The following is a 12,672-nucleotide window of genomic DNA, read 5'->3' as shown; positions in this document are numbered from 1 at the left end:
TGCAGGGAGGATAAAGGAGGAAAGCATGAGAGTAGTTGGCATAGATTGTGGCAATGCGTACACCAAGGCAGTTTTGCTTGTAGACGGCAAGCTCAAAGGCAAGACCTGCGTTCCGACAGCATTCGACCTCAATCTCGCTGCGCAGACGGCCTTAGATCACCTTTATGAACAGACCGATGTTTCTTTGGCCGATATGGTTGTTGCAACTGGTGCAGGACGAGATGCTATTGAGTTTGCAGATGAACAGTTTTCGGTTGTTCAATCGGCTGCTATGGGTGCCTACGTTTTCGATCCCGATATTGAGATGGTCATTGACCTTGGAGCCGAGGGATATAGGGCTATCACGCTCAGGGAGGAAGGCAAGGTTCGCCACTACGAAGGAAACGACCGCTGCGCCGCTGGGTCGGGCACCTTCGTTGAAACCATGGCGCGGACTCTTGAGCTTACAACTGACGAAATCGACGATGTCGCGCAGGAGCATGATTGTGATCTCACTATTGCCTCCCAGTGCGTGGTGTTTGCGGAATCCGAAGTGGTATCGCTTATCCACGCTAAAGAAAAAGTACCTAATATCGCTTACGGTGTGATTTCGGGTGTGGGAAATCGTGTTGCTACGGTTGCCAAGCGCGAAGGGGTGTGTGAGAAAACCGTGTTGGTGGGGGGCTTGGGAGGAAATAAGACCATGCTTGAGTGTCTTACCAGAGAACTAGGCGTTGAAGTACGGTCTGTTGATAATCCTCAGTATATCGGTGCTATTGGTGCCGCCGTTTTAGCTGCACGACAGTAAGGCTTCAATTGTAAAGAAAGGAGGTTAGGGCATGCTTACTGTTGATAAAAAGGAGTACTGGCGTTGGGAGGAGTCACGTTGGCTGAGTGCCGACATGGACAACCCGCGTGATGGACTGATTACAGCAGGTGTTGATGTGGGCTCAACAAGTACGCAGGCGGTCGTGACCGTTGATGGTGAAATCTACTGTTACGCCAACGTTCGTACGGGGAACAATAGTCCGGACTCAGCGCGAAATGCAATGGATTATGCGCTCGGTCAGACTGACCTGACGCTCGATGATATCAGATTCTGCGTGGGAACTGGTTATGGTCGCGTGAACGTCCCCTTTGCGGATAAGGCCGTCACCGAAATCACCTGTCATGCCAAAGGAGCCAACTACATGTACGGCCCTACGGCGCGCACGTTGCTCGATATGGGTGGGCAGGATTGCAAGGCGATTCTGTGCAACGAGACAGGGAAGGTTCTTTCGTTCGCTATGAACGAAAAATGCGCCGCTGGAACTGGTCGCGGTATGGAGGTTATCGCGGATCTTCTGGGCGTTCATGTTGAGGATATTGGAGATATGTCCCTTTCGGTTTCTGAGGAACCGCAAGGACTCAATAACACATGTGTGGTTTACGCGAAAAGTGAAGCCATTGCTAAGATGCGTTTGGGCTGGACTCGTGAGATGGTGCTGGCTGCATATTGTCAGGCGATGGCCGAGCGCGTTGTCCGGCTCATTAACCGTAACGGTGTTATTCCCGATTTTGCGATTACGGGTGGTATCGCCAAGAACAAGGGAGTCGTTCGTCGTATCGAGCGTTTGCTCGGTGTTGAGGCGCTTAAAACAAATTGGGACACTCAAATTGCTGGTGCGCTTGGGGCGGCTTTGGTTGCAAAGCGCACGTATGAACGTAAGGGAAAGAAGTAACTCTTACAGATCATACATGTGTGGATCCCTAAAGGAGATTCGGAGTGAGGCAAACGAGATGATAGCGAACTACGGTTATGAAGATGGTGCTGGTCAGTACTTCATCAGTATCGATACCGATCTCTGCGTGGTATGCGAAAAGAAGCCTTGTGTCGAGGTGTGTGAGCACGGTGTTTATTCTATTGAAGAAGATGATTGGGACGACGAAGTAGTCGTTGTCGTCGAGAGCAAAAAACTCTCTCTGAGTGACCTTTGCGCTGCTTGTAAGCACGAGAAAAAGGAAGCTTGCTTGGCAGCTTGTCCGGCGGGTGCTCTTGTTCATTCTTGGTAAAGAAGCCGAGAACGACATAAAGGAAATGACAACAAGAAGGAGGAATGGAGAGAAATGGAGAAAATTGACAGCAGCTTGTTCCCAAAAGAAGCTGAGGAATGGGTTGCCTCCGGCAAGATGGCGCTCGGCACCGTCTGTTGCTATCTGCCCGAGGAAATCATTCACGCGGCAGGTATCCTGCCCATCCGCGTTCGCGCAACGAGTGCTCTGAGTGATGCTCTTGGAGAGGTGTACTATTCTTCGTATAGCTGTCCGTGGGCACGCACGACTCTTGAGCAGCTCATGACTCATCCCGGCTATAAAAAGCTGAGTGGCGTGTATAGCTCCAATGGATGTATGCAGGCTCAGCGCATTTACGATATCTCAGAGTTTTATGACGAGGAGGGCCGTGACTACCATTTGCTCAATTGTCCACGCAAGATCGATGAAGATGCGGTTGATTTCTATAAGGTTGAGATGGAGGACATGATTGCCTCTGTTGAAAAGCTTGCTAGTAAAACCATTACTGATGATATGCTGCGGAAGTCCGTCGAAGTCTTTAATGAAAGCCGTCGCCTTATCAAGCGTATGTATGAGATGCGCGCTGTCGAAAAGCCGACAATCTCGGGAACTGAGGCTCTGGAGTGGACCTTAGCCTCGGTGACTCTTCCGAAGGAAGAGTTTAACAAGCGGATGGCTGCCTTCCTGGAAGAGGCAGCAACCCGCGAGCCGATCGAGGGTCACGACGTTCATGTTATGCTTGTTGGTAGCCCCACTGATGATCCCGCCTTCGTCAAAGCAATTGAGGATGCTGGCTGCCTTGTTGTTACCGATGTTACTTGCTTCGGAAGTCGCACGATGTGGGAGGAAGTTGAGCTTGAAGGCGATATTCGCGACAACCTTGCTCGCATGTATCTCCAGCGTCCTGCATGTCCCCGTATGATCGACAATCAGCGCATCATGATGGAGACCATCTCCGACATGTACAAGAAGTCCACTGCTCAAGGCATTGTGTATGCTCGCATGATGAATTGTGATCCGTGGGGAGCTATGCGTCAGTACTTTGACGAGTACTTTACACAGAATGGCATCCCGTATGTTGAGTTAGAGCGTGAACAGGTCAACATTAACGCAGGTCAGGTTGGCGTTCGCATTGGCGCGCTCGTCGAAATGCTCGAAGAAGGAGAAGAGTAACTATGGCAAAGATGGAGTATAGTTGCAAACCCGGGGATCCTGAGTTCGATATCCTCAAATATCTGTCAGACTACACCGATTCCGCTTACGCCCACTGCATGAGAAAGTACCCCGAGCGCGAGTGGATGTTCAAAATCCAGAAATTTGCTTGGAACACTCCGTACCATGAGTCCCTCAAAGAGAACAATCGTTTGATCTTCATGGGATCTGCTGTTCCGCCTGAGCTGATCTATGCCTTTAATGCTGTGCCTCTTATTGCTGATTCTGTCGGCATTCGTCTCGCTTCGGATCCTCACGTAATTAACTACTATCTCGACAAAGGTGCCGAGATAGTGCCGAGTCATATTTGTGGTATCGACCGTACCGTTCTCGGTCTTGTTTTCTCTGGTGACTTAAAGATCAAGCCTGCTGCCTACATCTATGGCACTATTCCCTGTGACTCAGCTCGAGCAGCTTATCCCGTAGTTGCAGACAAGTTTCGCAGTATGGGTGTTCCGACTCTCTCCGTCGACGTTCCTTATCGCAAGGACGAGAGGGGTACTCAGTATATCGCCAAGCAGTTGACCAATATGATTGAGTTTATGGAAGAAGAAGTCTTCCATGAGAAGCTTAACCGTCACAAGCTTGCAGCGGTCATGTATCGTTCCAACGAAGCTACACGCCTCCTTGAGGCCGTTGCTGATCTTCGCAAGTTGAAGCCGTCTTACGCTATGAGTCGTCTGTTGGTTCTTAATTCTCTCTATATGAGCGTTCTTGGCAGTCAGCCTATCATCGAGTTCTTGCGTTCCGAGTATGACTACATCATCGACAACATTGAGAACAACCGCACGGTTGTTCCTGGTGGCGAAAAGTATCGCTATACGTGGCTACAGAATATGCCCTGGTCTACAATGAGTCTTGTGGACTGGCTTGAGCGGGAATATGGTGCTGTGCAGACCATGGACGCCCTCGGCTTCAACCAGAATATCATCTGCGAAGATCCGCTGGATTATGATTGCGTTATCGACACTCTCGCCCGCCGTCAGCTCAACGTTCCTATGATGCACGCCAATTCAGGTCCGGCTCAGCCCTATATTGATCTCGGCAAGCGCATCATTAAGGAGTACGACTGCGATGTGTCTATGTTCATAGGCCACGTAGGTTGCAAGCACACGTGGGCAGCAAAGAAGATGCTTGAAGACTCTATTAAGGCTGAATTGGGGATTCCGACGCTTACGGTCGACCTCGATTCTCTTGATGGCCGCTATAAGGATGCTTCTGAGGTGCAGGCTCAGATCAAAGATTACATGGACGCACTGCAGTAGAGCTGGTCGCTCTTGGCACTCTCGGAGTAATGGGCTAATCAGTATGGCAAGAGGAGAATAACATGGAGAACTCCATAACCATTGCGGTGGTGGGAAAGGGAGGCACGGGCAAAACCGTGGTAGCGACGATACTTATCGGCTTGCTTGCTAAGCGGTTCCCTGGGTCGGTTCTCGCAATCGATGCCGACTCTGCTTCCAGTCTGCCTTATACGCTCGAAATGGATGTTGAGCGTACGGTTAGTCGTTTGCGCAGTGATGTTGCCGGCTCCCGTGATATTCAGGATGAGTATCGGCACGTTTCCTCGAAGGACATGATGCGTACCCTTCTTGCAAAAGGGGATGGATTTGACCTGATGGTTTTGGGGCGGCCCGAGGGCGCCGGTTGTTATTGTGCGGTAAATGATTTACTTAAGCTGGGTATTACGTTGCTGTCGGGAGACTATCGCGTCACCATAATTGATGGGGAGGCTGGCCCCGAGCAGCTTAACAGGCGTGTGGTAAGTAAGGTCGATCTACTGCTTGTTATGTGCGATATGTCCATTCGTTCTCTCCGCACGGCAAAAGAGATCATGAACGTTGCTACTTCTGAGCATGGGGAAGGGGTCAATGTTGCACAGGCGGGGATCATTCTCAACCGCGTACGCGGCGATGAGCCTGAGTACAAGGCCTTGGCGAACACTGGCCTACGGGTGCTAGCGCAACTTCCGGAGGATCCGTGCATCAACCAGTATGACCGTGAGGGCCGAGCCCTGCTCGACCTACCGCAAGATTGCCCTTCAAGGCAAGAGATTGAGCGAATGCTCAGGGAAATTATTCCTGAATACTAGTGTTGTGCTTCCCCGGGTTACGCTCGGCCTAGCCCGGGGAATAAGATGATTCGGAGTGAAACAAGACGTGACGTGGCAGAAGGAATACACTTCTAAACTCATGACAGCCGAGGAGCTTGTAGAGCATTGTATCCCTAACGGGACAATGTGCTTTACCTCTGGCCTTCATGTTGCAGATGCCATAATCAGGGAAGTGCTCTCTCGTGTTAAGGATGGCACCTTGAGGGGCATCGAGTTTATTGGAATCTCGGTGTCAAAGGATCTCGGATATGGTGACATTGATGTACCGGAAGATGTATTTCGATATCACTGCATGTTCAGTATGTGGCATGAACGGCCTGGTTTGGGCAAATGCGTTTCACATGTGCCAGTACACTTCGGCGATATTGAGGCTGCGATTGCTCATTATGCTCCGGAAGTCGGAATCCTACAGGTGAGCCTTCCCGACGAGGATGGTTTTGTCAACGTCGGTCCTTTGGGTATCGCTCGGGCAGGTCTTCCGTACTGTAGGCGGCTGGTAGGTGAGGTCAATAGATATATGCCCTGTGCTTCTGGTGATAGAGGCAAGGTGCATGTGAACTGCTTTGATGCATTTATTGAGAACCATGAGCCCCTGTACGCTGTACCCGACATCCAGCCTACTTCCGAGGAGGAAAGAGCGGCGGCTTTTGTTGCCGAACATATCAACGATGGCGATACGATTCAAGTTGGCATCGGGGGAATGGGGACAGCGGTGTGTAGATCCTTGGTTGGCAAGAAACATCTGGGGTGTTACTCCGAGATGTATTCTGTCGAGTTGGCGCGGCTACAACAGAAGGGCATTATTGACAACTCCCGAAAAAACTATTGTCCCGGGGTGAGTTATGCCGGCTACTCGGAGGGGTCGCAAGAGCTTTATGACTATGTAGATCATAACCCAGAAGTATATTTCCTGAGCTACTCGGATATATGCGACCCGCTGCAAATTGCGAAGAACGATAACATGATCTCAGTGAATTCTGCTATATCGATTGATCTGACGGGCCAGGTTTGTGCTGAGAGTCTTGGGCCGCGCCAATATACGGCAAGCGGAGGACAGATGAACTTCGTCCTTGGAGCAAAGTTCTCTAAGGGCGGGAAGAGCTTTATATGTATGACGAGCGTGGCCGATACGAGAAATGGGCCCGTTTCGAAGATTGCCGTGACATTGGCGCCTGGTAGCGCAGTCACGACATTAAGAAACGATGTGCATTATGTGGCAACCGAGTATGGGTGTGTGAATCTCAGATACTGCGATGTGCCAACACGCGTTCGAAAACTAATCAGCATTGCTCACCCTTGCTTTCGCGAGCAGCTGGAATATGACGCGAGAAAAATCGGTTTTCTATATTGAGGCTTCAGCGCAGGACTGTGCGATGTCAAGGAAAGCCTTAAACGTAGGTAGTGCTGCCGCGAAGTGCGGCGATAATCAAAAGGAGATAATTATGACTGATCAGAAGGTTATCTATAAAGTTGAAGACGGCGTATCGATCGTTTCCATGAATTGCGCCGAGAATCTTAACGCTATGGACGGCGCACTTATTGAGCAATTGACCGAGGCTTTTGAGCGCGCGGCGTCAGATGAGTCTTCTCGTGCAATCTTGCTCAACAGTGCAACGCGTATTTTCTGCAGCGGGGGCGATTTGAAAACCATGTATAAGGGCGTTAAGACCGGTGAAGTCGATTTCGACGCAGAACTCTCTGGTGCTGCAGGAATCATGAAGGCCATGAGAACCAACCCAAAGCCTATCGTCGGTGCGGTGAATGGCGTCGCAGCTGGTGCGGGCTTCCCTCTCGCACTTGGGTGTGACTATCTTATTGCTGATGAGAATGCAAGTTTCGTGTCTGCTTTCGTCAATGTTGGGCTGATTCCCGATACGGGCGGCGTCTTCGTTCTCTCGCGGATTATAGGAGAGAGCAAGACGCGCGAAATCGTTTTTACGGGTCGTCCCGTTTCCGCTGCCGAAGCGAAAGACTTGGGGTTTGTTGCCGAGGTTGTACCTGCTGAAGATCTCGCCGCCGTTTCAATGAAGCAAGCAAAGCGTTTTGCTAAGGGGCCGGCACTTTCCTACCAGAAGATGAAAGAGCTTTTGTGGCAGTCCAATTACGAGGGCTGGGACGAATACGCTGAGCAGGAAGTCGCTGCACAGAGTGCTTGTATGCACAGCCAAGATTTTAATAACCGCGTTATTGCCTTTGTTGAGAAGAAGAAGTAGTAGCAGGCAGGCTGTTGTTTCAAGATCTCGGGCCATGATAGGCACGCCGAGAGTCGCGGAGTTGACGAGAGAAAAAGAGAAGGATTGAGAAATGAAAATTGCTGTAGCGGTCAAGATAGTTCCCGATGATAAGGACATCTTGGCAACGGCCGACGGAAGCCTTGACTACTCCAAGGCGAAGCCAAGCATCTCTACATATGACCTCAATGCCCTTGAGGCAGCAGCCCGAACTGACGCTGAGGTTGTTGCCATTACCGCAGGGCCAACCTTCATTGATGAGTCGAAGGTAAAAAAGAGCATTCTTGCGCGCGGCGTATCCGAATTGTATATGACAACGGATGACGCCCTAGCTGATACCGATGCCTTTGCTACTGCTGCTGTTCTTGCGAATGTAGTCGAGAAGATCGGCGATATCGATCTCGTTCTTTGTGGAGATGGGTCGGCGGACATCTACGCTCAACAGGTTGACGTTCAGCTTGCCTCGAGGCTCGGGTGGCCGGTTGTCAACGCCGTTGCCAAATTCGACTCTGGTGAGGGTGTTGTGATAGCTGAGCGCGTACTTGAAGATGAGATCGAAACGGTTGAGGTGTCGCTTCCTGCTGTTGTTTCTGTCACCCCGGATATTGCCATTCCCCGTATTCCTGGAATGAAGGATATCCTTTCGGCCGGAAAGAAACCCATGAATACATGTGCTGCCGGACTCCTTACTAAGAATGCCATCGAGACCGTCGATGTCAAGGCGCCCAAACAGGCTGATCGCAAGAGAATTGTGAAGGAAGCTTCCGAGCAGGCCATCGTCGAATTTGCAGCTGCCATCAAGGCTGCATTGTAGGTGCGAGAAAGGAAGGATAAAAGCATGAAAGCACTTGTTCTCGCTGAGCATATTGATGCGGCTATCGAGCTTTGCGCTGGTGCACGCACTATGGCTGAAGACGTGGCTGTTGTTTGTTTTGGTGGTATTCCCGAAGCTTGCGCCGATAACGTATACGTTGTTCGCGTTCCCGAGGGTTCGGCGATCGACGATGCGGCAGACAGCATTCTGCCCATCTTGCATGTCGAGGTGGTTTTGGTTGAACCGACGCGCCGGATGAAGATCGTTGCGGGGAAACTTGCCGCTGCCAAGAACTCTGCAGTTGTGCCGGGGGTAATTGAATTTGAAGATCAGATTGCTTCGAACATGTACTTCGGCGGTGTAGGTGTGAAGAAGCAAAAGCCGATCGGTACCGGCTTTTATATGGTCGGATCGGGTGTCTTTGCAGACGCTCAGGCTTCGGGTGTCGGCATTGTCGAGGAATTGCCTTGGGTTGAGCCCGCAAAGCCACTCAAGATTTTCGCCTCAAGGCAGATTGAGAAGGCCGGTGTTGATTTAACTAAAGCTGATGTTGTTGTTGCTGCAGGCCGTGGATTTGCGGCTGAAGAGAAGCTGGATATGGCGCGCGACTTGTGCGACAAGCTAGGCGCCGGGCTTGGGTGTACGCGTCCGCTGACGGAAGGCATCAACTGGCTGCCTTCCGAGCTATACATTGGCGTTTCTGGGCTCATGATTGCGCCTAAGGTATTTATTGCCGTTGGTATTTCCGGGCAGATGCAGCATATGGTCGGATGTAATCGCTCCGATGTCATTTTTGCTATCAACAAAGATGAAAATGCGCCTATTTTCGAGCAATGCGATTACGGCCTTGTTGGTGACATCGAGACGGTACTGCCTGCTTTGTCGGCAGTTCTGTAAGACATTGAGAGGAGAAGGCTTATGGCTTTAGGGGAACGCGACTTTGACGTCATTGTCGTCGGCGCAGGTTGCTCGGGTTCCGTCGCGGCCTATACGGCTGCCAAGTTGGGAAAAAGTGTCCTCGTTGTTGAGCGGGGAGAAAGTGCCGGCGCAAAAAATATGACAGGCGGCCGTATCTATGCCCACTCTCTTCGCGATCTCTTTCAGGAATACGAGGGCGATGAATTCAATCTCGATGAAGACAACCCTTTCGAACGCAAGATTATACATGAGCGCGTGACGCTGCTTGATCGCGCGTCAGCATTTACAGTGGATTATTCATCTGACAGATTGGGCGAAGCGGGGAGCGATTCCTTTGCCGTGCTTGCCACCAAACTTGATCAGTGGCTGTGTGACAAGGCCGAGGCCGAAGGCGCCGAGCTTATTTTCGGTATTCCGGTGGACGAGTTGCTCAAGGATGAATCGGGCAGCATTATTGGAATTCGTGCTGGTGAGGATGAGATAACTTCCCACGTGGTTATCGTTTCCGAAGGCCAGAATAGTCTTTTGACTGAGCGCTACCTTGGACAAAAGCGTCCTTTGGTCAACGAGATGGCGGTGGGAATCAAGCAGGTTTTCAGCCTTCCTGCAGAAGAGATAGAGTCGCGTTTTCTGTGTCATCCTGGAGAGGGTGCCGCCCAGCTTTGGGTTGGTGACTGTACCCATGGCAATGTTGGTGGTGGGTTCATGTACACCAACGAGAATACCATCTCTATTGGTCTGGTTGCCACTATCAAGGAGCTATCTGAGTCTGATACGACCATTTACCAATGCATGGAGGACTTCAAGAAGCATCCTGCTGTTGCACCTATCATAGAAGGCGCAAAGTTGGTTGAGCATTCGGGACATATGGTTTCAGAAGGTGGCGCCAATGCAGTGCCTCAGATTGTTTTTGATGGAGCTTTGGTCACGGGTGATGCTGCAATGCTCTGCTTGAATCTCGGTTATCAGGTTCGCGGTATGGATCTGGCTATCTCTTCAGGTCGTTTTGCGGCTGAAGCAGCGTGTAGGGCCATTGACGCGAGGGATGTCTCGGCAGCGGGGCTGCAGGGATATCGAAAAGCTCTTGAAAACTCTTACGTACTGAAAGATATGAACACCTTCAAGAAGTGGCCCCAGACCATGGAGCATTGGTATAGCTTGTTTACCGATTATCCCAAAATGGTTGGGGAGATTTTCGACTCTATGTTTGTCGTAAATGGAATACCAGCTCAGCCCTTGATGAAACGCATTGCTCCTATTGTTAAGAAACGGGGCCTATTCAAGCTGTTTGGAGAGGTAAGGAAGGCGGTGAGCGTGCTGTGATGAAGAATCTCAAGCCCATCACGTGCCGTGTTGATGAGCTGATTGCTGTTAACAAGTTTGAGGTTGATGAGGAAAACGCTCATATCGAATTGGTCTCGGAAGATCTCTCGAGCCTTCCAGATGAAGAGTTTGGTAAGCTAATTCGTGTCTGCCCGGCAGGTCTCTATCGGGAAGATGAAAACGGAATTCGCTCTTTCGACTATGCCGGTTGTCTCGAATGCGGCACATGCCGCATTGCCTGTGAGGCAACCATAATAAAGAAGTGGGAACAGCCCCGACCTTTCATGGGGGTTTCCTATCGCTTTGGCTAGACGATCAGCCAAAACAAACCCAGGAAAGGGAATACATTCCGGATTGAGGTTTAAATCTGACCTGTATCGGAGCGAACGGGGGTGTTCGGCTAACTCTGCCGTTCGTTACTTGGTCACGCCATGGCGCTCGTAGCGAGTGATCTCGACGGGCTTGTTGTCCTCGTCAACGAACACCACGTGCGGGCGGTGCTCGCGCGCCTCGTCGGGCGACATCTGGCAGTAGCACATGATGATGCGCGTGTCTCCGGGTTGCACGAGGCGCGCGGCGGCGCCGTTTACGCAGATAATGCCGCTGCCAGGTTCGCCGGCGATGGTGTAGGTCTCGAAGCGTGCGCCGTTGCTCACGTCGACCACCTGCACCATCTCGTACTCCAGGATGCCCGCGGCGCCCAAGAGCTTGGGGTCGACGGTGATGGAACCCACGTAGTTGAGCTTGGCCTGGCTGATGGTCGCGCGGTGGATCTTTCCCTTGAGCATGGTGAGTTGCATGGCGTTTCTCTCGCTTGTCTTTATCGTACGGGATAGATGAGGCTGGTGTTGGCACTCACTCTAACGTGGCGGCAAGCAGCGCATAGTCGCGGTTGGGGTGCTTGGCCTGCGCGATGCCGATGAGCGCGAACGTGAGCGCGCGGTAGAGACGGGCGGTTGCGGGGTCGTGCGCATCGAGCGCGCGCAGGTGCCCCTCGACAGTGGCCACATCGTTGCGCTCGACGGGTCCTGTGAGGGCGCCCACCGCGCTACGCGCACAGAATGCGTCGACGTTTCCCCTGACGAGAGGCTCAAGTGCTTCGCGTGCGTCGTGCTCGTCGAAACCACAGGAGGTCATAAGGCGCTCGGCGGCAGCAAGCGGGGCGAGCACAAGGTTGCTCGCCAGCACGGCGGCGGCGTGGTAGCGAACCTTGTCGCCCTCGTCGATGGTGTGCAGGGGGTTGGGCAGATTCGATAGTAGCTCGCGCAGCGCGTCGACGGCCTCCGTGTCGCCCTCGAGGGTGATGTGCGCACCTTCGAGCACGCCGAGGTCCATGAGAGGGTCGCTCACCGCGATGAGCGGGTGGGCACTCGCGGCATGGGCGCCGTATGATGTCGCATCGTCGATGGCGCACGCGGGCATGCAGCCGCTGCAGTGGCAGATGACCTTGCCCTTGAGTGCGCCTGCCTCGGCGCAGGCGTCGCGCAGGGCATGCCAGGCAGGCGCGATGACTGAGTCGGGAACGGTGAGGAAGATGATGTCGCTTGACGCGGCCAGGGTGGCGACGTCGGGGAATGCGGCGGTCGCGGTATGCTGCGCTGCACGTTGCGCTGCGGGAGTGTGTACGTCATAATAGCCGGTCACAGGGATGCCGCGCGCGACGAAGTATCGTCCGAGTGCGCCTCCTACCTTGCCGGCTCCAATAAAGCCAACGTTCATATGAATCCTTTCATGCGGGGACGATACCTTCTCTTCGCGGAGGATAGTTTCCCCATCCGCATTCTAGCGTGCGGTCTTTCGCATTACAAGAGCGATATGTGCGCTGACATTTGTTGATCGTTGACTGCTACTACTCATTGGCTGACCCGTGAGTAGTAGTGCGTAGTAACGACGCATCTGGCAGGATTTCCTGAAATTAAGGCGCTTTCGCTGCAGGTGGCGCTTTGTTTTCGGTAAAATATATCCCAAGCGTGCGCGAGGCGGTGCGTGCGGAAATGCGCAGTGCGAGGCCGGTTTTGGCAGCCGGTTGT

The 12,672-nt window shown here is 52.3% G+C and carries 14 protein-coding genes; 12 read left to right on the top strand and 2 right to left on the bottom strand.

Annotated elements, in window-relative coordinates; all coding sequences use genetic code 11:
* Positions 1-25 precede the first annotated feature (25 nt).
* The 12 genes from G7Y43_RS07045 (at position 26) to G7Y43_RS06990 (ending at position 10,953) form a co-directional block, all read left to right on the top strand.
* Positions 26-787 carry an acyl-CoA dehydratase activase gene (locus tag G7Y43_RS07045; protein ID WP_165045485.1) on the top strand — a complete coding sequence of 254 codons (762 nt, stop codon included), beginning with the start codon at positions 26-28 and terminating at the stop codon, positions 785-787.
* A gap of 31 nt (positions 788-818) precedes the next feature.
* Positions 819-1,700, top strand: a complete 882-nt coding sequence (gene bzdQ / locus G7Y43_RS07040; RefSeq protein WP_165045483.1) for a benzoyl-CoA reductase, bzd-type, subunit Q — start codon at positions 819-821, stop codon at positions 1,698-1,700.
* Between the two features lie 58 nt (positions 1,701-1,758).
* Positions 1,759-2,031, top strand: a complete 273-nt coding sequence (locus tag G7Y43_RS07035; protein ID WP_165045481.1) for a ferredoxin — start codon at positions 1,759-1,761, stop codon at positions 2,029-2,031.
* 54 nt (positions 2,032-2,085) lie between these two features.
* Positions 2,086-3,204 (top strand): 2-hydroxyacyl-CoA dehydratase subunit D, encoded by a 1,119-nt coding sequence (locus tag G7Y43_RS07030; protein ID WP_165045479.1) that lies wholly within the window; start codon positions 2,086-2,088, stop codon positions 3,202-3,204.
* Positions 3,205-3,206: 2 nt separating this feature from the next.
* A complete protein-coding gene (locus G7Y43_RS07025; protein WP_165045477.1) occupies positions 3,207-4,508 on the top strand; it encodes a 2-hydroxyacyl-CoA dehydratase family protein in 1,302 nt (433 codons plus the stop codon).
* A gap of 62 nt (positions 4,509-4,570) precedes the next feature.
* Entirely contained in the window at positions 4,571-5,335 is a 765-nt protein-coding gene (locus G7Y43_RS07020; protein ID WP_165045475.1) for a hypothetical protein, read from the top strand.
* A 55-nt stretch (positions 5,336-5,390) separates the two neighbouring features.
* Positions 5,391-6,707, top strand: a complete 1,317-nt coding sequence (locus G7Y43_RS07015; protein WP_165045473.1) for an acetyl-CoA hydrolase/transferase family protein — start codon at positions 5,391-5,393, stop codon at positions 6,705-6,707.
* 91 nt (positions 6,708-6,798) lie between these two features.
* The gene (locus G7Y43_RS07010; protein WP_165045471.1) at positions 6,799-7,569 is read left to right on the top strand and encodes an enoyl-CoA hydratase/isomerase family protein; all 771 of its coding nucleotides are present in this window, start codon (positions 6,799-6,801) and stop codon (positions 7,567-7,569) included.
* Between the two features lie 91 nt (positions 7,570-7,660).
* The gene (locus G7Y43_RS07005) at positions 7,661-8,401 is read left to right on the top strand and encodes an electron transfer flavoprotein (RefSeq protein WP_165045468.1); all 741 of its coding nucleotides are present in this window, start codon (positions 7,661-7,663) and stop codon (positions 8,399-8,401) included.
* Positions 8,402-8,425: 24 nt separating this feature from the next.
* Complete coding sequence (locus tag G7Y43_RS07000; protein WP_165045466.1) at positions 8,426-9,298, top strand: electron transfer flavoprotein subunit alpha/FixB family protein; 873 nt, start codon at positions 8,426-8,428, stop codon at positions 9,296-9,298.
* Between the two features lie 21 nt (positions 9,299-9,319).
* Positions 9,320-10,642, top strand: a complete 1,323-nt coding sequence (locus G7Y43_RS06995) for an FAD-dependent oxidoreductase (RefSeq protein WP_165045464.1) — start codon at positions 9,320-9,322, stop codon at positions 10,640-10,642.
* Positions 10,642-10,953 carry a ferredoxin family protein gene (locus G7Y43_RS06990; protein ID WP_165045462.1) on the top strand — a complete coding sequence of 104 codons (312 nt, stop codon included), beginning with the start codon at positions 10,642-10,644 and terminating at the stop codon, positions 10,951-10,953. The genes G7Y43_RS06995 and G7Y43_RS06990 overlap by 1 nt, the downstream gene beginning before the upstream one ends.
* Before the next feature lie 105 nt (positions 10,954-11,058).
* Here the strand turns inward: G7Y43_RS06990 and panD are convergent, their stop codons facing one another.
* Positions 11,059-11,442 carry an aspartate 1-decarboxylase gene (gene panD / locus G7Y43_RS06985; protein ID WP_165045451.1) on the bottom strand — a complete coding sequence of 128 codons (384 nt, stop codon included), beginning with the start codon at positions 11,440-11,442 and terminating at the stop codon, positions 11,059-11,061.
* A 55-nt stretch (positions 11,443-11,497) separates the two neighbouring features.
* Positions 11,498-12,406 (bottom strand): Rossmann-like and DUF2520 domain-containing protein, encoded by a 909-nt coding sequence (locus G7Y43_RS06980; RefSeq protein WP_370514660.1) that lies wholly within the window; start codon positions 12,404-12,406, stop codon positions 11,498-11,500.
* Positions 12,407-12,672 lie beyond the last annotated feature (266 nt).

The organism is Adlercreutzia sp. ZJ138 (assembly GCF_011038935.1).
Classification (GTDB): Bacteria; Actinomycetota; Coriobacteriia; order Coriobacteriales; family Eggerthellaceae; genus ZJ141.
Note: the sequence above shows the minus strand (reverse complement) of the source record. Positions and strands in the feature narration are given on the sequence as shown.

What these genes read in the sequence shown, in the direction of transcription:
- G7Y43_RS07045 (WP_165045485.1), top strand. Translation starts at nt 26, where the DNA reads ATGAGAGTAGTTGGCATAGATTGTGGCAATGCGTACACCAAGGCAGTT.
- bzdQ (WP_165045483.1), top strand. Translation starts at nt 819, where the DNA reads ATGCTTACTGTTGATAAAAAGGAGTACTGGCGTTGGGAGGAGTCACGT.
- G7Y43_RS07035 (WP_165045481.1), top strand. Translation starts at nt 1,759, where the DNA reads ATGATAGCGAACTACGGTTATGAAGATGGTGCTGGTCAGTACTTCATC.
- G7Y43_RS07030 (WP_165045479.1), top strand. Translation starts at nt 2,086, where the DNA reads ATGGAGAAAATTGACAGCAGCTTGTTCCCAAAAGAAGCTGAGGAATGG.
- G7Y43_RS07025 (WP_165045477.1), top strand. Translation starts at nt 3,207, where the DNA reads ATGGCAAAGATGGAGTATAGTTGCAAACCCGGGGATCCTGAGTTCGAT.
- G7Y43_RS07020 (WP_165045475.1), top strand. Translation starts at nt 4,571, where the DNA reads ATGGAGAACTCCATAACCATTGCGGTGGTGGGAAAGGGAGGCACGGGC.
- G7Y43_RS07010 (WP_165045471.1), top strand. Translation starts at nt 6,799, where the DNA reads ATGACTGATCAGAAGGTTATCTATAAAGTTGAAGACGGCGTATCGATC.
- G7Y43_RS07005 (WP_165045468.1), top strand. Translation starts at nt 7,661, where the DNA reads ATGAAAATTGCTGTAGCGGTCAAGATAGTTCCCGATGATAAGGACATC.
- G7Y43_RS07000 (WP_165045466.1), top strand. Translation starts at nt 8,426, where the DNA reads ATGAAAGCACTTGTTCTCGCTGAGCATATTGATGCGGCTATCGAGCTT.
- G7Y43_RS06995 (WP_165045464.1), top strand. Translation starts at nt 9,320, where the DNA reads ATGGCTTTAGGGGAACGCGACTTTGACGTCATTGTCGTCGGCGCAGGT.
- G7Y43_RS06990 (WP_165045462.1), top strand. Translation starts at nt 10,642, where the DNA reads ATGAAGAATCTCAAGCCCATCACGTGCCGTGTTGATGAGCTGATTGCT.
- panD (WP_165045451.1), bottom strand. Translation starts at nt 11,442, where the DNA reads ATGCAACTCACCATGCTCAAGGGAAAGATCCACCGCGCGACCATCAGC.